25 protein-coding genes and 1 pseudogene are annotated in these 19,505 nt (G+C 66.2%); 18 read left to right on the top strand and 8 right to left on the bottom strand.

What is annotated here, in order from left to right; all coding sequences use genetic code 11:
* Window positions 1–85: 85 nt before the first annotated feature.
* Together BIO17B3_RS17485 and BIO17B3_RS17490 are read right to left on the bottom strand one after the other, a co-directional pair.
* Window positions 86–667 (bottom strand): annotated as a pseudogene (locus tag BIO17B3_RS17485) (transposase); the annotation flags it as partial.
* A 77-nt stretch (window positions 668–744) separates the two neighbouring features.
* Entirely contained in the window at window positions 745–948 is a 204-nt protein-coding gene (locus BIO17B3_RS17490; RefSeq protein ID WP_157869590.1) for a hypothetical protein, read from the bottom strand.
* On the opposite strand from BIO17B3_RS17490, the gene BIO17B3_RS17495 reads away from it, so the two are divergent.
* From BIO17B3_RS17495 to BIO17B3_RS17560, 14 genes are all read left to right on the top strand, one after another.
* Window positions 932–1,150, top strand: a complete 219-nt coding sequence (locus BIO17B3_RS17495) for a hypothetical protein (RefSeq protein WP_172981022.1) — start codon at window positions 932–934, stop codon at window positions 1,148–1,150. The genes BIO17B3_RS17490 and BIO17B3_RS17495 overlap by 17 nt on opposite strands.
* 172 nt (window positions 1,151–1,322) lie before the next feature.
* Entirely contained in the window at window positions 1,323–1,652 is a 330-nt protein-coding gene (locus BIO17B3_RS17500) for a YHS domain-containing protein (protein WP_050986058.1), read from the top strand.
* A complete protein-coding gene (locus BIO17B3_RS17505; protein ID WP_013106969.1) occupies window positions 1,642–1,932 on the top strand; it encodes a DUF5676 family membrane protein in 291 nt (96 codons plus the stop codon). Before BIO17B3_RS17500 ends, BIO17B3_RS17505 begins: the two co-directional genes overlap by 11 nt.
* Window positions 1,933–1,955: 23 nt before the next feature.
* Window positions 1,956–3,788, top strand: a complete 1,833-nt coding sequence (locus BIO17B3_RS17510; RefSeq protein WP_172978989.1) for a DUF3141 domain-containing protein — start codon at window positions 1,956–1,958, stop codon at window positions 3,786–3,788.
* Between the two features lie 39 nt (window positions 3,789–3,827).
* Window positions 3,828–4,253, top strand: coding sequence for a hypothetical protein (locus BIO17B3_RS17515; RefSeq protein WP_013106967.1), 426 nt, complete (start codon window positions 3,828–3,830; stop codon window positions 4,251–4,253).
* Complete coding sequence (locus BIO17B3_RS17520) at window positions 4,202–4,651, top strand: potassium channel family protein (RefSeq protein ID WP_050985967.1); 450 nt, start codon at window positions 4,202–4,204, stop codon at window positions 4,649–4,651. Before BIO17B3_RS17515 ends, BIO17B3_RS17520 begins: the two co-directional genes overlap by 52 nt.
* Before the next feature lie 42 nt (window positions 4,652–4,693).
* Window positions 4,694–5,074 carry a hypothetical protein gene (locus BIO17B3_RS17525; protein ID WP_013106965.1) on the top strand — a complete coding sequence of 127 codons (381 nt, stop codon included), beginning with the start codon at window positions 4,694–4,696 and terminating at the stop codon, window positions 5,072–5,074.
* 103 nt (window positions 5,075–5,177) lie between these two features.
* Window positions 5,178–5,681 (top strand): TlpA disulfide reductase family protein, encoded by a 504-nt coding sequence (locus BIO17B3_RS17530; RefSeq protein WP_013106964.1) that lies wholly within the window; start codon window positions 5,178–5,180, stop codon window positions 5,679–5,681.
* Window positions 5,682–5,695: 14 nt separating this feature from the next.
* Window positions 5,696–7,255: a cytochrome c biogenesis protein CcdA gene (locus tag BIO17B3_RS17535; protein ID WP_041609028.1), complete on the top strand. Its 1,560-nt coding sequence runs from the start codon at window positions 5,696–5,698 to the stop codon at window positions 7,253–7,255.
* Window positions 7,252–8,199, top strand: a complete 948-nt coding sequence (locus BIO17B3_RS17540; protein ID WP_013106962.1) for a F510_1955 family glycosylhydrolase — start codon at window positions 7,252–7,254, stop codon at window positions 8,197–8,199. The genes BIO17B3_RS17535 and BIO17B3_RS17540 overlap by 4 nt, the downstream gene beginning before the upstream one ends.
* A 165-nt stretch (window positions 8,200–8,364) precedes the next feature.
* Window positions 8,365–10,560 (top strand): copper-translocating P-type ATPase, encoded by a 2,196-nt coding sequence (locus BIO17B3_RS17545; protein WP_050985964.1) that lies wholly within the window; start codon window positions 8,365–8,367, stop codon window positions 10,558–10,560.
* 55 nt (window positions 10,561–10,615) lie between these two features.
* A complete protein-coding gene (locus BIO17B3_RS17550; RefSeq protein ID WP_013106960.1) occupies window positions 10,616–11,011 on the top strand; it encodes a DUF302 domain-containing protein in 396 nt (131 codons plus the stop codon).
* Between the two features lie 66 nt (window positions 11,012–11,077).
* Window positions 11,078–11,329, top strand: coding sequence for an SHOCT domain-containing protein (locus BIO17B3_RS17555; protein ID WP_013106959.1), 252 nt, complete (start codon window positions 11,078–11,080; stop codon window positions 11,327–11,329).
* Between the two features lie 8 nt (window positions 11,330–11,337).
* Window positions 11,338–11,904, top strand: coding sequence for a hypothetical protein (locus tag BIO17B3_RS17560; protein WP_013106958.1), 567 nt, complete (start codon window positions 11,338–11,340; stop codon window positions 11,902–11,904).
* A 55-nt stretch (window positions 11,905–11,959) separates the two neighbouring features.
* Here BIO17B3_RS17560 and BIO17B3_RS17565 read toward each other — a convergent pair whose 3' ends face one another.
* Both BIO17B3_RS17565 and BIO17B3_RS17570 read right to left on the bottom strand, forming a co-directional pair.
* Entirely contained in the window at window positions 11,960–13,360 is a 1,401-nt protein-coding gene (locus tag BIO17B3_RS17565) for a heavy metal sensor histidine kinase (protein ID WP_013106957.1), read from the bottom strand.
* Window positions 13,350–14,033 (bottom strand): heavy metal response regulator transcription factor, encoded by a 684-nt coding sequence (locus BIO17B3_RS17570; protein WP_041609312.1) that lies wholly within the window; start codon window positions 14,031–14,033, stop codon window positions 13,350–13,352. Before BIO17B3_RS17570 ends, BIO17B3_RS17565 begins: the two co-directional genes overlap by 11 nt.
* Window positions 14,034–14,210: 177 nt before the next feature.
* Between BIO17B3_RS17570 and BIO17B3_RS17575 the strand changes: the two genes are divergently transcribed.
* From BIO17B3_RS17575 to BIO17B3_RS17590, 4 genes are all read left to right on the top strand, one after another.
* Window positions 14,211–15,932, top strand: coding sequence for a copper resistance system multicopper oxidase (locus BIO17B3_RS17575; RefSeq protein WP_013106955.1), 1,722 nt, complete (start codon window positions 14,211–14,213; stop codon window positions 15,930–15,932).
* Window positions 15,933–15,959: 27 nt separating this feature from the next.
* Window positions 15,960–17,066, top strand: a complete 1,107-nt coding sequence (locus BIO17B3_RS17580; protein WP_013106954.1) for a copper resistance protein B — start codon at window positions 15,960–15,962, stop codon at window positions 17,064–17,066.
* Window positions 17,067–17,123: 57 nt separating this feature from the next.
* A complete protein-coding gene (locus BIO17B3_RS17585; protein ID WP_013106953.1) occupies window positions 17,124–17,777 on the top strand; it encodes a plastocyanin/azurin family copper-binding protein in 654 nt (217 codons plus the stop codon).
* A 95-nt stretch (window positions 17,778–17,872) separates the two neighbouring features.
* Window positions 17,873–18,025, top strand: a complete 153-nt coding sequence (locus BIO17B3_RS17590; protein ID WP_156054965.1) for a hypothetical protein — start codon at window positions 17,873–17,875, stop codon at window positions 18,023–18,025.
* 22 nt (window positions 18,026–18,047) lie between these two features.
* On the opposite strand, the gene BIO17B3_RS17595 is transcribed toward BIO17B3_RS17590, so the two are convergent.
* The 4 genes from BIO17B3_RS17595 to BIO17B3_RS17610 all read right to left on the bottom strand — a co-directional run bounded on the left by BIO17B3_RS17595 (window position 18,048) and on the right by BIO17B3_RS17610 (window position 19,502).
* Complete coding sequence (locus tag BIO17B3_RS17595) at window positions 18,048–18,209, bottom strand: peroxiredoxin (RefSeq protein WP_232054333.1); 162 nt, start codon at window positions 18,207–18,209, stop codon at window positions 18,048–18,050.
* Window positions 18,193–18,375 carry a hypothetical protein gene (locus BIO17B3_RS17600; RefSeq protein ID WP_013106952.1) on the bottom strand — a complete coding sequence of 61 codons (183 nt, stop codon included), beginning with the start codon at window positions 18,373–18,375 and terminating at the stop codon, window positions 18,193–18,195. Before BIO17B3_RS17600 ends, BIO17B3_RS17595 begins: the two co-directional genes overlap by 17 nt.
* Window positions 18,362–18,937, bottom strand: a complete 576-nt coding sequence (locus BIO17B3_RS17605; protein WP_013106951.1) for a hypothetical protein — start codon at window positions 18,935–18,937, stop codon at window positions 18,362–18,364. Before BIO17B3_RS17605 ends, BIO17B3_RS17600 begins: the two co-directional genes overlap by 14 nt.
* A gap of 70 nt (window positions 18,938–19,007) precedes the next feature.
* Window positions 19,008–19,502, bottom strand: a complete 495-nt coding sequence (locus BIO17B3_RS17610; protein WP_013106950.1) for a protein-disulfide reductase DsbD N-terminal domain-containing protein — start codon at window positions 19,500–19,502, stop codon at window positions 19,008–19,010.
* Between the last annotated feature and the right edge of the window lie 3 nt (window positions 19,503–19,505).

The following is a 19,505-nucleotide window of genomic DNA, read 5'->3' on the forward strand; positions in this document are numbered from 1 at the left end:
ATGGGTTGAATGTCACCGTGGGGTGTTTTTCCGAAACTGTTTGTAGTGGCACGTTATTGACGCGAAGTAGTCGGCCCTGCAAAATTCATCTGATGCCACCGAGATTGGCATGAGCGAACGCATATCTAAGCGCGTTGACATTACCGGACGCAGGGGAGCCCAGGAAGTGGGCCAACCCGGCCACGAATTCAGGGCGCAATAAAAGGACCTTCAGCCCCAGACGCACCATCGCCCGCAGCAACCAGCGCAGGTTGTAGCCCGCCGCGCAGAGCACCGCATGCAACGCATCGCCGGTGGCCCCTTGCAACCAGCAGCGATCCATCCGGTTATCCGATTTCAGATGCCCGATGGCCGGCTCCACCGCCTGCCGGCGTTTCAGCCATCGGCGCTGTTGCAGCGTCAGCGGCTTGTACTTGCCCCGGTGGATGATCTCCACGCCAGGGTTGTCCTTGTCCACGCCCCGATAGCCCAAGTCGACCACCACCTGCTTGGGCACTTTGCCCGTCCCCTCCAGCAAAATGCCCGTCTGTTCCAGTTGCGGGTTCAACACGTGGCCATCGTAGGGGTTGCCCGGGAAGGTCCGGGCGCCCACCATCAGCCCGCTCTGATGGGCGCCCGCAATGCTCGTCTTGACCCCGAACTCGTAGGGCTTGCGCGCCTTGCCCTTTGTGTACAGCGTCAGAAGAACCCAAGTCGGGACTGCTGCGGCGGCAGCTCAAAGCCGCATAGCTCAGTTGTGCAACGTCACGCTTCTTTTGCGGCCTTTCGCCGGCTATCCGCCGTCGGCGTTCCGGGCGTCGTGGCCGACGCGACGCGGACGATCGAGATCGCCGTGGACGATTCGATGCGCTTCACACCGGACGCGATGTAGGTGCAGCGGGGGCAGACCGTCCGCTTCATCCTCGTCAACCAGGGGAAGATGCGGCACGAGATGACCATCGGGACCATGGCCGAACTCCAGGAGCACGAGAAGATGATGGCGGCGATGCCCGACATGGCCAACGGCGTCGAACCCAACATGGTCGCCGTGCCGCCGGGAGGAAAGGGCGAACTGGTCTGGCACTTCGGCCAGGCCGGGGCGGTGGATTTCGCCTGCACCATGCCCGGCCACATGCGGGCCGGGATGCTGGGCAAAGTGCTGGTCCGGTAGCCCCGCATCGGGTCCGGCTTCGCCTTGCAAATTCATGACGCAGATGTCATGGGATGGTCATGCGCGGGACAGCGACGGATGCCTATACTCGGATCGAGCAATCGGAAATCGCGCACTGACTGCGGATGGGCCGGGTCTGCGATGCGCGGTGCAAGCTGAGGAGGGCAGGCTCATGGGCACACTGCTGTACTTACTGCTGATCGCCGGCGTGTTTTTCGTGATGATGCGCTTCGGTTGCGGGGCGCACGTCATGGGCCACGGCGGACACGAGGGCCACGACCGCGCTGGTGGAGGGGCTGGCGGCGCCTCCGGCGGCCCGGCGCCGGACAAGGCGGTCGACCCGGTCTGCGGCATGAGCGTGGACACCGCCACCGCCAGGTCGGCCGTCTACCGCGGCCGGCCGTACTGGTTCTGCTCCGCAGAGCACCGCGACCAGTTCGAGGCTGCGCCCGAGCGCTACGCCATGGCGGACCAAGAGAAGGAGCACTCCCATGCCCACTGAAACCTGGCGTCCCGCCAATCGCCCGCGCCTGCCGGTGGTCGCCCTTGGCATGAGCCTGGGGATCTTCCTGGCCATCACCTTCGCCGCCTGCGTCGGCTTCGATCTGCTCGTTCCCGGGCAGGCCATGTACCAGAGCTGGCTGAAGCTGCTGCCCGGATTCACCTGGCTGAGCTGGCCGAGCTTCCTGCTCGGCCTGGGCGAGAGCTTCGGCTACGGCTGGTACGTGGCGCTGATCTTCGGCCCGCTGTTCAACTTCTTCGCTGCCCGGCTGACCGAATGAGGCTGCGCCCGGAAGAGCTTCCCATGCACGCGATCCCACGCAAGTCTCCCCGTCGGTCCGCTACCCCGACGCAAGTCGCCGCTGCGCCCGCGCCGGTTCCCGCGCCTGCCGTCGCCGCAACGCCGGCGGCGCCGGAGCCGAACCCGGCACCGCCGGCAGCGGCCGGCTTCCTCCCGCTGGACTATGCGCGCGACGTCGTCGAGCGTTCGATCCTGTTCTGGGACACGCTGCGCCAGCGCGCCGACGACCTGATCGCCCACGAGCGCGCCGGCAAGCCGCCGCTGCTGGACTTCGACTACGAGACGCTGCTCGACGCGCGCCGCTTCGAGCGCCCGGCCAACTACGCACTGCTGCGCATCACCCGCATTGGCGAGGACCGCTGCGAGGAGTGCTGCACCGACGCGTCCAAGCCCCCGGTGATGATCGTCGACCCGCGCGCCGGCCACGGCCCGGGGATCGGCGGGTTCAAGCGCGACTCCGAGGTCGGCATGGCGATGCGCGAGGGCCATCCGGTGTACTTCGTCGTGTTCTTCCCCGAGCCCTGCCCGGACCAGACGCTGGCCGACGTGCTGCATGCGCTGCGGCGCTTCGTCGAGGTCGTGGCCGAGCGCCACCCCGGAACGCGACCCGTCCTCTACGGCAATTGCCAGGCGGGCTGGGCCATTGCCCTGCTGTCGGCGGACTGCCAGGGGCTGGCCGGGCCGGCGGTGCTCAATGGCTCGCCGCTGTCGTACTGGGCGGGCGAGCCCGGGGTCAACCCCATGCGCATCGCCGGCGGCTTCGTCGGCGGCGCCTGGATGACCCACTTGCTCGCCGACCTCGGCGACAGCCGCTTCGACGGCGCCTGGCTGGTGCAGAACTTCGAGACCCTAAAGCCGGAAGCGGTGTGGGAAAAATACGCCTGCCTGTTCGTCGCGGTCGACACCGAGCGCGACCGCTTCCTGGAGTTCGAGCGCTGGTGGGGCAGCTTCTACTTCCTCGGCCGCGAGGAGATCCTCTCCATCGTCGAGAACCTGTTCATCGGCAACCGGCTCGAGGAAGGCGGGGTGCGAATCTGCGACGGCTGCTTCGCCGACCTGCGGCGCATCCGCAATCCGCTGGTGATCTTCGCCTCGCACGGCGACAACATCACCCCGCCGCACCAGGCGCTGGGCTGGATCCCGGCGGTTTACGAGGACACCGCCGACCTGAAGGCCGCCGGCCAGCGTATCGTCTACCTGATCGACCCGCACGTCGGCCACCTGGGCATCTTCGTCTCGGCCAAGGTGGCGCGGCTGGAGCACCGCGCGATCCTCGAAAGCCTCGCCGAGATCGAATCGCTCGAGCCCGGCCTGTACGAGATGCGCATCGACAATCCCTCGGGCGATCCCGACTCGCGCAAACCGGCCTACGCCGTGCGCTTCGAACCGCGCGAGGTGGAGGACCTGAAGTTCCCCGCGACGCCCGAGGCGTTCGAGCGCGTGCGGCAGGTTTCCGAGGCCAACGAGCGTCTCTACCGCGACTGGGCCGGCCCGTTGGTGCGCGCTCTGGCCAACCCATGGAGCGCCGCGGTCCTGGAGAGACTGCACCCCATGCGCACCAGCCGCATGCTGCTGTCCGGGGAGTTCAACCCGTGGATGGGCGCGGTGCGCGAACTCGCCCGGCAGGTCGGGCAGCGGCGCAAACCCTTGCCGCCCGAGCACCCGCTGATGGCCAGCGAGAGCGACGCCGTGCGCCGGACGGGCGCGGCGATCGGTGCATGGCGCGAATGGCGCGATGGCCAGGACGAGCGGATGTTCGCCCTGCTGTACGGCGCCGGGCAGCCTGCCGCTGCCGCCAAACCCGCGACACGCAAAGGCGCGTCCCATGGTCGGTGAAGCAGCGTCGGCCGCGGCGCTGACCGCGGTCGGCACGGTATGAAGACGCGCACGTCCTGGATCGGCTTCAACGGCGTTCCCGCGGGGGAGAGACGCGCGGCCCGCGCGCTCGGCAGGTTCGCTGCGCCGTGGATGATCGGCATCGCCCTGCTGGCGATGCCCTCGTTCTACCTCGAGGACCTGCAAGGCAATGCCCTGTACGCAGGCTGGGGGCTGCGCATCGACGCGCTCATCTTCGCCGCCTTCGCCGCCGAGACCGCGCTGACGGCGACGCTGTGCCGCAGGCGCTGGCGCTACCTCGCGGCCAACTGGCTCAAGGTCTTCATCGTCCTGGTTTCGGGGCTGGCGCTGCTCGGCGCCAACCGGGGCTGGATGCCGATCGTCCACCTGCTCCACCTGCTCTACATCGCCCTGTGTTCGCCTGGCTGCTGGGCCATGTCCGCCGTGTGTTCTCCGACAGCGTGATTCCCTACGCTGTGCTGCTGGGGGCCGGAGCGGTGCTGCTGGCGGGAGTGGGCTTCTACCGGATCGAGCCGACCATCCGCACCTACGGCCAGGGCGTGTGGCTGGCGTTCACCACCGCAGCCACCGTGGGATACGGCGACTTCGTCCCGACCACCGCGGCCTCGCGGGCGCTGGCCGTGCTGGTGGTGACCGGCGGCTACGCGGTGTTTTCGCTCGTCACTGCGGGCGTCGCCGCGTTCTTCGTGGGCGAGAGCGAGAAGAAGGCGCAGTGCGACATCCAGGACGAGTTGCGGTTGCTGCGCGAGGAGGTACGGAATCTCCGGCGCGACCTCGCCGCTTCCCGCCCCCGCCTGTGCGAGAAAGCCCCGGCCGCGTCGGGGGATTCGAAGAGCCTATGATTTTCGGTGCAACGGTCCGGCCATTCCCACTTCCCCGAACGCATGAGCGCCTTGCGCATCGCTTTCATCGCCTTTGTGCTGGCAGTCTTGCCACTGCACGGCTGGGCGTACGCCGTAATGCCCGCGGCCGCCACGGCGATGGCTGGGACTGCATGCGGCCATGCGGCTCCAACGTTCGGACACGGGTCGGCCGCGCGCGCCACGAGCCTCGCCGCACCGCCGCGTCCGTTCGTGCGTCACGGCGCAGGCTGTCCTGCCGGCGGCCAGTCGACCTGCCATGTCGTCTGCGGACTGACGCTGGCGACGGTTTCGGCGCCGGCCGTGTCCTTCCTGCCGCCTGCCGCAGCGGCTGTGCCGCAACCCGACGACCAGCGCCTCCCCAGCGCGCCGCCCGACGCATCCTACCGGCCGCCCCGGGCCTGAATCTCCCGACGCCTCACTGCGGGGCGGCCATGTGGCCGTCCCTTCCGGGGGACGCCGGCATCCGCCGCGGCCGTCCCCGTGAACGATCGATCGAGGTTTTCCCATGCGCATTCGTCTGCGATCCGTCGTTGCGGCCGGCGTGGCCGCCGCATTGGTCGCCGTGGCCTATGTCGCGCTCACCGACCACCCGCCGGCGCCGGACGCGACCTTCGTCCTGCTGTCTGGCCGGAAGCTGACCACCACGCAGTTGCGCGGCAAGGTCTACCTGGTGAACTTCTGGGCGACCAGTTGCGCCACCTGCATCAAGGAAATGCCACAGATGATCCAGACCGACCAGCGCTTCAAGGGGCGGGATTTCGCCTTCGTCGCGGTAGCGATGAGCTACGACCCGCCGGACTTCGTCGAGCAGTACGCCCGCACGCGCCGCCTGCCCTTCGACGTCGCCCGCGACGCCGACGGCAGCGCGGCCCGCGCGTTCTTCGGGGTGCGGATGACGCCCACCACCTTCCTGGTCGACAAGCGCGGGCGCATCCTCAAGCGCATCCTCGGTGAACCGGACTTCCCGGAACTCCACCGCCTCATCCGCCGCGAGCTGGCCGCTTCGTGATAGGTGCGACCGACATGTCCCTTTTCTTCGAAATCGCCCTGGCCCTCGCCGCGGGCCTGCTGCTGAACCTGACCCCGTGCGTGCTACCGGTCATCCCGATCAAGGTCCGAACCATCCTGCGCGAGGCCGGCGAGGGAATCGGAGCGCGGGCCGTGTCCGCCGCCCTGTTCGCTCTCGGCTCGGTGTCGTTCTTCGCGGCGCTGGGACTGGCCACCGCGCTGCTGCACTTGCAGTGGGGGGTGTTGTTCCAGTCGCGCGCGGTGCTGGTCGGGCTGGTCGTGGTGATGCTGGTGCTGGCGGCGGCGAGCTTTTCCGCGCGCAGCCTGCCGGTGCCGGCAGCGGTCGCGCGCCTGCGCGGTGGTCGCCATCTCGAGCCGCTGGTGTCGGGTCTGGTCGGCGGCGTGCTGTCCACGCCGTGCACGGGCCCCCTGCTCGGCGGCGTGCTGGTCTTCGCCCTGACCCGACCGCCGGCGGACATTGTGACGCTGTTCGTGGCCATCGGTTCGGGGATGGCGCTGCCCTACGTCGTGCTGCTGCTGCGGCCTGCCCTACTCGCCCGGCTGCCGCGAGGCGGGGCCTGGGCCGAGGTGGTGCGCAAGAGCTTCGGCTGGCTGCTGCTGGGCGGCGCGGTCTTCTTCGCGCAGAGCCTGCTGCCGGCATGGGTCGCTGATGCAGCGTGGATTGCGTTTCTCGCCGCGCTGGTGCCGTGGGCCGCTGTCACCGCGCTGCGCGCCACTGACCGGCGCACCCGGTGGGCCGCGGCGCCGGCCATCGCCTACCTGGGCGCCGGGTTCTGGCCCGCTGCCGGACAGGGCATCCCCTGGCAGCCGCTGCGCGCTGGCGACGCCGGCGCCATCGGCGCGCTGCATCGGCCGGCGCTGGTCGAGTTCACCGCGCAGTGGTGCCTGAACTGCCGCATCCTGGAGAAGACCGTGTACCGCGACCCGGCGGTGGCGCGCGCCGTGCGCGCGGCCGGCGCCGTGCCGCTGCAGGCCGACCTCACCCGCCCCGACCCCGTCCTGCAGCGGCTGCTGGCGAAGTACGGCGGTGCCGGCATGCCGTTCCTGGCGATCCTCGATCGCAACGGACGCGAGGTGGGGCATCTGTCCGGGCTGTTCACCGCCGGCACGCTGATCGAGCGGCTTTCCACCCTGCAACCTGTTTCGACGGCCGGCATGGCCGCGCCGGTCGACTCCGCGTCGGAGGTGAGCGCGAGCGTCACTGCGGCAGCCGGCGGCGCGACGGTGATCCTGCACATCGCCCGCGGCTGGCACGTCTACGCCAATCCGCCCTCGGCGCCCTACCTGATCCCCGTGTCGGTGCGCGTGCTGAGCGACGGGCGCGCGCTCGACGGGCGGCCGAGCTATCCGCCCGGCACGACCATCGGCTTGCGCATCGACGGCCGCGACATCCTCGTCTACGAGAACGACGCGCGCATCGGCCTGCCCGGCCTGGCAAGCCTGCGAGGACAAGGACCTTTGCCTACCGCCGACGACCCTGAGCGCCGCGGTGCGGTGAGGCGATCCACTTTTTTCAGCTTTCTCTTGATCCCAACCGAAAAGGAGTTGCAATGAGACATTTCCCCACCCGGCGGCTCGCAGCCGCCTTGCTGGCCGCAGCCGCGACGATGCTTCCGGCCTGGGCTGCCGGCCCGGCGATGCCGGCCATGGCGGGCATCGCCGCCGCGGGCGCGCCGGTCGAGCTGATGCACGTGCACGGCCTGGCCTTCGGCCCCGACGGCACCAGGCTCTACATCCCCGACCACCACGGCGTGGCGGTGTACTCGGCGGGACGCTGGTCCACGCTGCCGAGCGCGTCCAACGACTACATGGGCTTTACCGCCACGCGCACGGCGTTCTACAGCAGCGGCCACCCGGCGCCGGGGACGAACGCGGTCAATCCCATCGGCCTGGTCAAGAGCACCGACGGCGGCCGGACCTGGCACACCCTCGGCCTGCGCGGCGAGTCGGACTTCCACGTCATGGCGGCCGGATACGCCTCCAACGCGGTCTACGCGATGGCCATGGAGCGCAACAGCCGCATGCCCGAGCCGGGGCTGTATGGCACGGTCGACGACGGCTTCGTCTGGAAGCATGCGGCCGCTGACGGCCTCGAGGGCGAGGTGTTCGCGCTGGCCGTGCATCCCACCGATCCGCGCATCGTCGCCGCGGCGACCAAGAGCGGGCTGTACCTGTCCACCGACGCGGGCGCGCATTTCCGCGCCGTCGCCGGCAACGCCCAGTTCCTGTCGGTGGCGTTCGACCTCGACGGCAAGCATCTCTGGTACGGCAGCTACGACGGCCAGCCGCACCTGACGCGCATCGCCTTCGCCGGCGGGTCCAGCGCGCCGCAGGCCGTCGCGCTGCCGCCGCTGCGGGAGGACGCGGTCGCGTACGTCGCGCAGAACCCGGCGCGCCGCGGCGAGTTGGCGATCGCCACCTTCCGGCGCGACGTCTATCTCTCCCTCGACGGAGGACGGAGCTGGAAGCAGATCGCCGCCGCCGGGCGCACGCGATAGGACGCTTCGCCTGCCCGCCGGCGCGAAGGCCGACCGTCGGCCGGCGGCGAACATGACATCGACGTCATGATCCGGTCATCTGCCTGAAAGCGCCGACCGCCTAGACTGGTCTTGCTGGGCCGCCGTCGGAGACGCGCGGGCTCCGCCCGATGGAGAGCGAACACCATGAACGATACGACCCATCTGCACCCGCACGAGGCACACCCCGGACCCGCGTTGAGCGCTCGCCCGGCGTCCGGCGGCACGCGCTACACCTGCCCGATGCACCCGCAGATCGTGTGCGACGCGCCGGGTTCGTGCCCGATCTGCGGCATGACGCTCGAGCCGCTCACGGTGCAGGCGCAGGACGAGGACAACCCCGAGCTGGCATCGATGACCCGGCGCTTCTGGGTCGGCCTGGCGCTCACCCTGCCGGTGCTGGCGCTGGCGATGATCGACTACCTGCCGGGGATCCACGCCGCCGCGCTGCCCGGCGCCGCGGCCTATCCCTGGATCGAGTTCGCTCTCGCCTCGCCCGTGGTGCTGTGGGGCGGCTGGCCGTTCTTCGTCAAGGGCTGGCGTTCGGTGGCGACGTGGAACCTCAACATGTTCACCCTGATCGGGCTGGGCGTGGGCGTGGCCTACGCCTACAGCGTCATTGCCCAGGTCGTCCCGCAGATCTTTCCGCCGGCCTTCCGCGACCCCGCCAGCGGCCACGTGGACGTGTACTTCGAGGCGGCCTCGGTGATCGTCACCCTGGTGCTACTCGGGCAGGTGCTCGAGTTGCGCGCGCGCAGCAGCACCAACGCGGCCATCCGCGCGCTGCTGGGCATGGCGCCCAAACTGGCGCGACGCATCGCGCCCGACGGGACCGAGGCCGACGTGCCGCTGGAGCAGGTGCAGGTGGGCGACCGGCTGCGCGTGCGCCCGGGCGAGAAGGTTCCGGTCGACGGCGTCGTCCTCGAAGGCGCGTCCTCGGTGGACGAGTCGATGATCACCGGCGAGCCCATGCCGGTGGAAAAAGGTGCGGGCGACAAGGTGGTCGGGGCCACCGTCAACAGCAGTGGCGCGCTGGTCATCCAGGCGCAGCGCGTGGGCGCCGACACCCTGCTGGCGCAGATCGTGCACATGGTCTCGGAGGCCTCGCGCAGCCGCGCCCCGATCCAGAAGCTGGCCGACCTGGCCTCGGCGTACTTCGTCCCCGCCGTGGTCGTGACCGCCGCGCTCACGTTCGCCGTCTGGGCGGTGTTCGGGCCGGCGCCGGCCATGGGGTACGCCGTGATCAATGCGGTGGCGGTGCTGATCATCGCCTGTCCCTGCGCGCTCGGCCTGGCCACGCCGATGTCGATCATGGTGGCCACCGGCAAGGGAGCCGCCGCCGGGGTGCTGTTCAAGAACGCCGAGGCGATCGAAACCTTGCGCCGCGTCGACACCCTGGTGGTCGACAAGACCGGCACGCTCACCGAGGGCCGGCCGCGGCTGCAGGAGGTGATGCCGACGCAAGGCTTCGCGGCCGACGAGGTGCTGCGCCTCGCGGCCAGCCTGGAGCGCGGCAGCGAGCACCCGCTGGCGGCGGCCATCGTGCAGGGTGCGCAGAACAAGGGACTCGCCCTGGAGCCGGCCACGGACTTCCAGGCCGCGCCCGGCAAGGGCGTGACCGGGACGATCGCGGGCGCGCATGTGCTGCTGGGCAACGCGGCGCTGCTGTCGGCCAACGGCGTGGGCACCGCAGCGCTGGCCGCGCCGGCCGAGGCGCAGCGCGCGCAGGGGCGCACCGCGATGTTCCTGGCGGTGGACGGCCAGGCCGCCGGGCTGGTGGCGGTGGCCGATCCGGTCAAGGCGACCACGCCCGAGGCGATCCGGCAACTGCACGCCGAGGGCCTGCGCATCGTCATGCTCACCGGCGACAGCGAAACCACGGCCAAGGCCGTGGCACGCGACCTCGACATCGACGAGGTCATCGCCGGGGTGCTCCCGGACCAGAAGGCGCAGACGGTCAAGCGCCTGCAGGCCGAGGGCCGCTTCGTCGCCATGGCCGGCGACGGCATCAACGACGCCCCGGCGCTGGCGCAGGCGCAGGTGGGCATCGCCATGGGCACCGGCACCGACGTGGCGATGGAGAGCGCCGGCGTCACCCTGGTCAAGGGCGACCTGCGCGGCATCGTGCGCGCCCGGCGCCTGAGCCGTGCCACCCTGCGCAACATCCGGCAGAACCTGTTTTTCGCCTTCGTCTACAACAGCCTGGGCGTGCCCGTCGCTGCGGGCATTCTGTACCCGTTTTTTGGCATTCTGTTGTCACCGGTGATCGCGGCGGCGGCGATGTCGTTCAGCTCGGTTTCGGTCGTGGCAAACGCCCTGCGCCTGAGGCGCGCGCGCATTTGAAAAACTGGGCCCAGGCCAGACAGGCCTCTCTTTCATCGTTCATTGGAGAATCGTCATGAGTTCTTATGTGTTTACCGTCACGAGCAACAAAGACTTCGAGACCACGGTGCAGGCCGCGACCGATGCATTGAAAGAGGAGGGCTTCGGTGTGCTGACCACAATCGATGTGGCGGCGACGCTCAAGGCCAAGCTTGGGATCGATGAGCGCCCCTATCGCATCCTGGGCGCCTGCAATCCCCACTATGCCCACCAGGCATTGAAAGTGGAGCCCGACATTGGCGCGCTACTGCCGTGCAATGTCGTCGTGCGAGAGGAACCAGACGGAAAGGTCAGCGTGGTATTCATGGATCCGGCCGCCGTGCTCGGCATGGTCGGGCAGTCTGAAATCGACCGGCTCGGAGGGGAAGTGCGCACCAAACTGCTGCGTGTCGCCCAGTCCCTGCAGTCGTAAGTACAGCGCCGCCAAGTTTTTGGCTCGTTGTGGGGGCTCTCGCATTCGGATTGAAGGAGCGTCATCGTGGGATATGGCTATGGAATGATGGGTGGTTGGGGTGGATTCGGCCTGGGGTGGGTGTTCATGGTGCTGTGGTGGGTCGTGATCCTCGCGCTCGTGGTGGGCTTGATCCGATGGCTGTTTACGGGCCACGCAAACAGTTCAGAGTCACGCCCGGTAGACAAAAAGCACATGGACATCCTCAAGGAACGTTATGCCCGCGGGGATATTGACCGCGAAACCTATGAGCGGATGCGGCGCGAGCTGGAAAGTTGAGGTGCATCATGAGCAAGATTTCAAAGTGGGTGCTCGCGCTTGGCATCGTGCTGTTCGCCTACTACTTGGCGCTGGTTCCAGAATTCGGTCCGTTTCCCTTCTGGGGGCAGCGATGGGAAGTCGGCGTCGCACAGGCGCCGTGGCATGAAAATGGGCCTTGGCCCTACGGCATGGGCATGATGGGTGGTGCCCTCCGGTATTGGGAGCGTCCAGCCCCTCGCGACAGACCGTATGGCGGGTACGGCATGATGGATGGAGCTGCACCATGGGCTGGACGGGCCTGGCAGGCAAATCTGACGCTTGCGCAGCAGGTCCGCATTGGACAGATCCAGGCAAGCGCTCTGCGTCAGGAAGGTGCGTTGCAGGCGCAGCTCTACGCCGCAAGAGCAAATTTGCTGGCCTTGAATTCAGCAGCCAAGCCCGACCCGAAGGCTCAATCTCAGGCAGCGACAAGCGTCGCGGATACGTTACGCCAGCTTGTTCAGATCCGCCTGCAGGCAGAGCAACAGATTCAGACGGTTCTCGCGTATCCTTCGAAACCCCCATCGACAACGGCCTCTGGCACTGCGCCGTAGACTGAAAGCCGCGACGCACTGACCGCGACCTGGATACTTTCGGAGCTGACGGGTTTCACAGAATGTGCCCGGCCGGCAGGTCGACGCTGAAACACGTCATTCCGGATGTAGAGGTGACCGAGACTTTCCCAGCGTGGGCCTCGATGATCGACTTGACGATGGCAAGTCCGAGGCCTGCACCCTCGCCGCGTCGCTGGCGCGAGGGATCCACGCGGTAAAAGCGATCGAACAGATGCGGCAAATGTTCTGATGGAATGCCAATCCCGGGATTACAGACCTCGATCGTGACCCATCGCTGATTCCGCGACAGGCGTACGTCGACGGATTGGTCGCGTTGCGTGTAGCGGACGGCATTGGCGATCAGGTTGCTGAGTGCGCGGCGCAACATCTCTCGATCACCCTCGACTCGACCGACTTGCCCGTTCAGTTCGAGCGAGACCCCACGGTCCTCCGCCCAGGCTTCGAAGTAGTCGAACAGGCTGCGTATTTCCGCATGCAGGTCAATTCCCCCGGCGTCGCGTCGCATCGGCCCCTGCTCGGCTTGCGCCAGGAACAGCATGTCGCTGATCATCGCGCCCATACGCTCGAATTCTTCAAGGTTCGAATACAGGATTTCCCGGTAGGCATCCACGTCCCGGGCCTTTGACAGCGCGACCTGGGTCTGCGTCGTGAGATTGGTCACAGGGGTGCGCAGCTCGTGAGCGATGTCGGCCGAGACGTTACGCAAACGCGCGAAGCCTTGCTCGATCCTGGTCAACATGGCGTTGAAGGCGGCCGCCAGATCCACGAGTTCGACTGGAACGTGCTTTGGATCGAGGCGTGTGTGCAAGCGCTCAGTTGTCATTTCTCGCATGCGCGCGCTGATGCGGCGCAGCGGCGCGTGCCCTTGGCGTACGGCTAAGGCTGCAACAAGAACGCTGATGAGGCTTGCCATCAACGTCCCCGCCCAAAGAGCATTCTGCAATTCCCGCAAATACTGGAGGTGGAAGTCGATCGCAGTGGCGACGACGACCGTTTTGTCGCCACTGCGCAAGACCGCTCCTCGGTAGACGTGGTGATCGGTTCGCCAGATATGGAGCGTATCTAAAGCCAAATGCGTGGTGGCTGGCACCTTTTCGCCCAAGGCATCGAGATCTGGTGCAGTCGTTCCGTACAGCCGCCGGCCATCAGCATCACGGACGACAAAGTACACATCGTGGCCTCCCGCGATCGCGTCGGCGAGCTCGTGGGACTGTGCTGCCCCAGACGAAGAAGCCCCATCTCGACGAAGCGCTGCATCCACCGATGCCCAAGCTGATTGCAGTTCGGCCAGATCCATCCGGGAAAAATGCCGCTCGATCGAATATTCGATGCCCCATGCAGAGAGTACGAATATCGCCGTTGTCACCAAGCCGACCAGACTTGTGACGCGAACCGCCAGCGACATGGGGCGGCGTGTTCGCTTCTCAACGCCCATCGGGGACGTCCAGGGTATAACCCATACCGCGCACGGTCTGGATCAACTTGGGCTCGAAACCATCGTCGACCTTCGCTCGCAGCCGACGAATGGCAACATCAATCACATTCGTGTCACTGTCGAAGTTCATGTCCCAAACCTGGGATGCGATCAGGGACCGAGGCAGCACTTCGCCCTGACGACGGATCAGCAATTCAAGCAAGGCGAACTCCTTGCTGCTGAGGTTGATTCGGGTGCCGGCCCGCGTAGCGCGGCGCCGCGGTAAATCGAGCACCAGATCGGCGACCTCAAGTTGATCGATTTGCGTTGGGGCGCGCCCGCGTCGCAACAGGGTGCGTACCCGTGCAAGCAACTCGGTGAAGACAAATGGTTTGACCAGATAGTCATCGGCCCCGAGTTCAAGGCCCTTGACGCGATCCTCCACCGCGTCACGCGCGGTGAGGAACAGCACCGGCGTATTGTTGCCCGACTCGCGAAGGGATCGGAGGATGCGCCATCCGTCGATGTCGGGAAGCATGACATCGAGCACGATCAGGTCATACGGCGCGATCATCGCGTGATGATGGCCATCGAGGCCGTTGCGCGCCCAATCCACGACGAACCCCGATTCTCTGAGACCCTGCTGTAGATATTCCCCGGTTTTGACTTCGTCTTCGACGATCAGAAGTTTCATCTGCGTTACCTCGCCGGCGCCCCAAGACCGAGGCATGCTCTCAATGTAGTCCGCCGAATCTGCCGCGACCATGACAGGACGATGACATCAATGTAATGCCGTGGTCATCTGCGTGAAAGCACACCCTGTCTACACTTCACATTCAAATTTTTCCATTGAACAGGAGCAGCCGAAACCATGCAACGCAACCTCCTCATCCGACCAGAAGGTGTCCATGTTCAACGGCGGCGCTTCGTGCAAGGGTTCGCTGCTGGCGGCGTCATGCTGGGGCTGGCCCCGTGGGCGGCGCGCGCGCAAACGGCGCCCACCGCAACCGGGACGGCCCCAGATCTGCGGGGTCGCGAATTCGATCTGGTGGTGGCCGAGACACCGGTCAATTTCACCGGAAAACCTCGGGTCGCGACGACGATCAACGGATCGATTCCAGGGCCGACGCTGCGTTGGAAGGAAGGCGACACGGTGACGATTCGTGTGACCAACCGTATGAGCCGCTCGACGTCGATCCACTGGCACGGCATGCTCGTGCCCTTTCAGATGGATGGCGTGCCTGGAATGAGCTTCAAGGGCATCGCGCCCGGCGAGACCTTCGTTTATCACTTCAAGGTTCAGCAGGCCGGCACCTACTGGTACCACTCGCACTCGGGCATGCAGGAGCAAACCGGCATGTACGGCGCCATCATCATCGAGCCCGCGCATGGCAAGACCATACACGCCGAGACCGATCATGTGGTGCTGTTGTCCGACTGGATGGACGAAGACCCGATGCGCGTCCTGGCCAAGCTCAAGGACGACAGCGGTTTTGACAACTACCATGAGCCGACGGCGGTGGACTTCTTTCGCGATGTCTCCCGCGAGGGACTGCGTGCGGCACTCGACAAGCGCGCGATGTGGGAGCAGATGCGCATGAGTCCGAACGACCTCTCGGATCTTTCGGGCGCGACGCTCACCTACCTGATGAACGGCGTCACCCCGGCGGGCAACTGGTCGGCGCCCATCGTGCCGGGCAAGCCCGCCAGGCTGCGCTTCATCAACGGCGCGGGCAACACGTTTTACGACGTGCGCGTCCCTGGCCTGAAGCTCACCGTGGTGGCGGCCGATGGGCAGGATGTGGAACCGGTCAGCGTGGACGAGTTCCGCTTCGGTCCCGGGGAAACCTACGACGTGCTGGTGCGCCCGCAAAACTCGGCCTACATCATCTTCGCACAATCGATGGACCGCACTGGTTATGCGCGCGGCACGCTGGCTGCACGCCCGGGTCTCGCCGCGCCCGTTCCGCCGCTGGACCCCCGCCAGCAACTGACCATGGCCGACATGATGGGCAACGACATGAGCTCGATGCCAGGAATGGACATGGGGGGGATGAGCATGGACACGGGCCCCGCCGTGCGACACGCACAGACCGAGTACGGTCCCGGCGTCGACGCCCGCGTCGATCACCCACGGACCAATCTGGACGATCCCGGTGTGGGCCTGCGCAACAACGGCAGACGCGTGCTGACTCTTGCTGATCTGCACACGATCGGCGGCCCGATCGATCCGCGTGCGCCAGGTCGCACGATCGAGATGCATCTGACGGGCAACATGGAGCGCTACACCTGGTCGTTCGACGGCGTGCCGTTCGGGGAGTCGACACCGGTGCATTTCCGCTATGGCGAGCGCCTGCGCATGGTGTTGGTGAACGACACGATGATGACCCACCCGATGCACATGCACGGCATGTGGAGCGAACTGGAGAGTCCGGATGGCCAATTCCAGGTGCGCCGCCACACCATCCCGGTCCAGCCGGCGCAGCAGGTCAGCTATCGCGTCAGCGCCGACGCGCTGGGGCGTTGGGCCTGGCACTGCCATCTGATGATGCACATGGATGCGGGGATGTTCCGCGAGATTCTGGTGTCGTGACCACCGCGGCAATAGGAGATGAAATCAATGAGACTGCAACACGTCAACAAAGCTCTGGCATTGGCGATCGCCGGACTGGCGATCGCGCCGGTCTGGGCGCAAAGCATGGACATGCCAGGGATGAGCATGCCAGGGATGGGAGCTCCTGCTGCTTCGGCTTCCACCCCGGCCGATCGTCCCACTTCGCCGACGAAGGAACCTCCAATGTCTGGCGACATGGGCGGCATGAACATGCAGGGAATGGATGCAACCACCCCGTCTTCGTCAAAGGCAACTCCCACGCCCTCTTCAAAGCCCGCCGCAGCGCCGAATGACATGAAAGGCATGGACATGCCGGGGATGCAGATGCAAGGGACGGGCGCGGCCACGCAGGCGACGGCTGACGGGAACATGAAAGGGGCGGCTCCCAACCAACCGCGCAGCGCCGATGCGTACTCCGGTGGCTACACGCTGACGACCGGGCCTTTTATCCCGCCTGGAGTCAAGCCGCCGCGCCTTGCGGACCAGGAGAATTTCGGCTCGGTGCTGGTCGATCGCCTAGAGCGCGCCTATACGCGCGACGGCAACTGGACAGCCTATGACGTGCAGGCCTGGTTCGGCCGTGATTTCAACCGCCTGATGATCAAGGCCGAGGGCGACGTCTCACAAGGACGCCTGCAGGACGCCCGAACCGAGCTTCTCTGGGATCACGCGGTTGCCGCGTTCTGGGACACGCAGGTCGGCGTGCGTCACGACAACGGCTCCGGGCCCGACCGCAACTGGCTGGCGTTCGGGGTGCAGGGCCTGGCGCCCTATTGGTTCGATGTCGAGGCCACAGGCTATTTGGGCAACGAGGGACGTAGCGCGCTGCGTCTGGCGACGAGTTACGACTTGTTGATCACACAGCGCGTCGTGCTGCAACCGCGCATCGAAGCCAACCTGTACGGCAAGGATGACCCCGCACGCCAAATCGGAAGTGGGGTCTCGGACGCAACCGCCGGATTGCGTCTTCGCTACGAATTCACGCGCCAGTTTGCGCCCTATGTCGGCGTGGAATGGAGCGGGAAATTTGGCCGCAGCGCGGACTTCGCTCGCATCGCCGGCGAAAGGACACGCCAGACGGCCATCGTCGCTGGTTTGCGGTTCTGGTTCTGACCCGTTGGTTTTCAACGGATTCGCTGCTGTACTTTTAAGGCTGATGAAAGGATCCATATGAAGATGAAGAAAATCCGGCTGTCCATGCTTCTGCTTGGCGCATGGCCTGTAATTGCACTTGCCGCCACGAACGCGTCTGGAGTCGAGAATCGGTCAGACGAGGCCATGCCGAAGAGTGGCGCAAGCGTGTCCTCCGAGGCTGCCGCAATGCCTGGTGCCATGAAGGGCATGAATATGCAAGGTATGAACATGCAAGGCATGGACATGTCAGTGGTTGCCACAAATGCGGCCTCTGCCCCCCACGCATCGGTTCATGCCGACGCGGACGCCGACGCATCTTCCACCGGCAATCCTGGTAAAGCAACGGTCGCCACCCAAAACGTGGAAATCACGATGGACGACTCGATGCGTTTTACGCCGGACGTTATCCATGTGCAGCCAGGACAAACGATTCGGTTTGTTTTGATCAACCGTGGTCAGATCAAGCACGAGATGACGATCGGGAGTATGGCCGAGCTCAAGGAGCACGAAAAGATGATGGCGGCCATGCCTGATATGCCCGATGGAGCCGAGCCCAATATGGTCGCCGTACCGCCTGGAGGCAAGGGTGAGTTGATCTGGCGCTTCGGCAAGCCCGGGACCGTCGACTTCGCCTGCACGATGCCCGGGCATATGGAAGCTGGCATGGTAGGCAAGATTCTGGTGGAGTAAGCGTTCCACACGAAGTGGCAGGGGTAGCACTCTGCAACAGCGGCTTGGCGTTCTCAAAAATCTTGCTCAAGTGTCGACCTCTACCGCACCGTGCCGTGACCCCCGCCGCAAAGCGGAGCCGATTGCCCGCGAAAATCGCCTCCATCCCGACGCTGCGGCCGGATGCCTCCGTCCGGCACATCAGCCTGCAAGGCATGATGGGCTCGATCATCGCGAGCGGCATGATGGGCCAGTTCACCGTGGCCTGAGCGCCCCGGATCCGACGCGCGTTCAGCGCATCAGGGCCTCGATGGTTTGCCGAATCGCGGGGCTGTCGTAATCCCGGCCGCCGACGGCCTGCCGGACGATCAGGCCCTGCTTGTCGATCAGATAGGTCGTCGGAATGTCCATCACGCCGAACGCATGCGCCACCTGGCTATGCTGGTCCAGCAACACCGGGAAGGTGGGCGAGGGGTTGAGCTGCGCCATATACGCGAACACATTGCACCGCGAGCGCATGGTCCTGCACCGGGTCGGCGGCGCGCGCGGCGCTGCCGATGGCCAGCAGCCCGGCGCCGCCGAGCCAGGACAGCATCCGGCGACGTTCAGTGTTGGTCATGTCGGGCTTCTGCTGCGCATTGCGGTCCGGCCAATGTGGCTTGGCGTTGCGTTCCATGCTCTCTCCAGAAATAAACCAGTTTGAACCGCGTGCCGCGCGGCAAGTCGACGGTGGTGAACCCCTGGGCCCAATCCCCGGGCTGCAGGGTTTGCCGCGCCGGCAGGATCGACCAGTCCGAACTCACGCCCCAGGGCTGCCAGCGGCGCAGCCACTGGGTCTTGGTGATCAGCGGGTGCCGCCGGCCATCCGGGGTCACGGCGATCCAGTCCGCCACGTCATACGTGATGGGTGCCTTGGCGTTGTTCCGGATCGAGGTTCCGAACACGCACACCTGGGCGATGGAGGCGATCGCCTTGGGCGGATAGCCCATGTTCTCGTAGAAGGCGCGCACATTGTCGGGGCCGAGCTGCATCAACTGCAGGGTGAAGGCGTGCCTGGCGTTCGTCCACGACGGTTGCGCCGCACTTGCCGCCGCTGCCGGGGTGGCATTCGCGGCCCGGACGCCTGACGAAAGACCGGCACAGGCGAGTGCGACGAGCAAGGGAAAAACACGACCATCCATCGTTCAACTCCGTGAGAAAAACGCGCAACGGGGCCCGTTCTACGGGCGGAAAAGCGCTGAAGCGATGAGATCATTGGGTCGTCGCAACGATCGTCGCCGGTGGAAGGCATAGCCCTTTGTCGGCGCAAGCCTGGATTTGCACCTGTAGGCGGACATCGCGCAGCCTTGACAGACCTGGCAGAGCGATGCGTGTACCGTTCTCGTAGACCCGTATGGTCTTGCCGTTGATATGTAGGCCGATGTCTTGACCGGGTGGATAGAGAGGTTGGATCGCTAACGTACGGCCACTGCGTTGCGCGACCACCGTGACAGGAATCAAGTAGGGCGCCGACGGCGGATTGGCGTAGACATGCCAGCCTCGGTCGATGTGCAGCGTCACCACCGCATTGTGGCCATTGATCGCGGCACTGGCACGAACCTTGGCGGAGGAATCGACCAGATCGCCGGCGGCAGCCGGGGTCAAGCCAGGGTCGGGATGCGCGGCATGGAACAGCAATGCAGCGCCGATCAAGACGGTCAGGGCAATGAGCGAGACGACGGCCATGCGCCGGAGTTTTGGCTTCATCGA

This window comes from Thiomonas sp. OC7, assembly GCF_900634595.1.
Lineage (GTDB): Bacteria > Pseudomonadota > Gammaproteobacteria > Burkholderiales > Burkholderiaceae_C > Thiomonas > Thiomonas arsenitoxydans.

What these genes read in the sequence shown, in the direction of transcription:
- BIO17B3_RS17575 (WP_013106955.1), top strand. Translation starts at nt 14,211, where the DNA reads ATGCAACGCAACCTCCTCATCCGACCAGAAGGTGTCCATGTTCAACGG.
- BIO17B3_RS17585 (WP_013106953.1), top strand. Translation starts at nt 17,124, where the DNA reads ATGAAGATGAAGAAAATCCGGCTGTCCATGCTTCTGCTTGGCGCATGG.
- BIO17B3_RS17565 (WP_013106957.1), bottom strand. Translation starts at nt 13,360, where the DNA reads ATGGGCGTTGAGAAGCGAACACGCCGCCCCATGTCGCTGGCGGTTCGC.
- BIO17B3_RS17570 (WP_041609312.1), bottom strand. Translation starts at nt 14,033, where the DNA reads ATGAAACTTCTGATCGTCGAAGACGAAGTCAAAACCGGGGAATATCTA.
- BIO17B3_RS17510 (WP_172978989.1), top strand. Translation starts at nt 1,956, where the DNA reads ATGCACGCGATCCCACGCAAGTCTCCCCGTCGGTCCGCTACCCCGACG.
- BIO17B3_RS17490 (WP_157869590.1), bottom strand. Translation starts at nt 948, where the DNA reads ATGGTCCCGATGGTCATCTCGTGCCGCATCTTCCCCTGGTTGACGAGG.
- BIO17B3_RS17545 (WP_050985964.1), top strand. Translation starts at nt 8,365, where the DNA reads ATGAACGATACGACCCATCTGCACCCGCACGAGGCACACCCCGGACCC.
- BIO17B3_RS17515 (WP_013106967.1), top strand. Translation starts at nt 3,828, where the DNA reads ATGAAGACGCGCACGTCCTGGATCGGCTTCAACGGCGTTCCCGCGGGG.
- BIO17B3_RS17500 (WP_050986058.1), top strand. Translation starts at nt 1,323, where the DNA reads ATGGGCACACTGCTGTACTTACTGCTGATCGCCGGCGTGTTTTTCGTG.
- BIO17B3_RS17550 (WP_013106960.1), top strand. Translation starts at nt 10,616, where the DNA reads ATGAGTTCTTATGTGTTTACCGTCACGAGCAACAAAGACTTCGAGACC.
- BIO17B3_RS17610 (WP_013106950.1), bottom strand. Translation starts at nt 19,502, where the DNA reads ATGAAGCCAAAACTCCGGCGCATGGCCGTCGTCTCGCTCATTGCCCTG.
- BIO17B3_RS17495 (WP_172981022.1), top strand. Translation starts at nt 932, where the DNA reads ATGACCATCGGGACCATGGCCGAACTCCAGGAGCACGAGAAGATGATG.
- BIO17B3_RS17540 (WP_013106962.1), top strand. Translation starts at nt 7,252, where the DNA reads ATGAGACATTTCCCCACCCGGCGGCTCGCAGCCGCCTTGCTGGCCGCA.
- BIO17B3_RS17605 (WP_013106951.1), bottom strand. Translation starts at nt 18,937, where the DNA reads ATGGATGGTCGTGTTTTTCCCTTGCTCGTCGCACTCGCCTGTGCCGGT.
- BIO17B3_RS17530 (WP_013106964.1), top strand. Translation starts at nt 5,178, where the DNA reads ATGCGCATTCGTCTGCGATCCGTCGTTGCGGCCGGCGTGGCCGCCGCA.
- BIO17B3_RS17560 (WP_013106958.1), top strand. Translation starts at nt 11,338, where the DNA reads ATGAGCAAGATTTCAAAGTGGGTGCTCGCGCTTGGCATCGTGCTGTTC.
- BIO17B3_RS17600 (WP_013106952.1), bottom strand. Translation starts at nt 18,375, where the DNA reads ATGACCAACACTGAACGTCGCCGGATGCTGTCCTGGCTCGGCGGCGCC.
- BIO17B3_RS17505 (WP_013106969.1), top strand. Translation starts at nt 1,642, where the DNA reads ATGCCCACTGAAACCTGGCGTCCCGCCAATCGCCCGCGCCTGCCGGTG.
- BIO17B3_RS17580 (WP_013106954.1), top strand. Translation starts at nt 15,960, where the DNA reads ATGAGACTGCAACACGTCAACAAAGCTCTGGCATTGGCGATCGCCGGA.
- BIO17B3_RS17535 (WP_041609028.1), top strand. Translation starts at nt 5,696, where the DNA reads ATGTCCCTTTTCTTCGAAATCGCCCTGGCCCTCGCCGCGGGCCTGCTG.
- BIO17B3_RS17525 (WP_013106965.1), top strand. Translation starts at nt 4,694, where the DNA reads ATGAGCGCCTTGCGCATCGCTTTCATCGCCTTTGTGCTGGCAGTCTTG.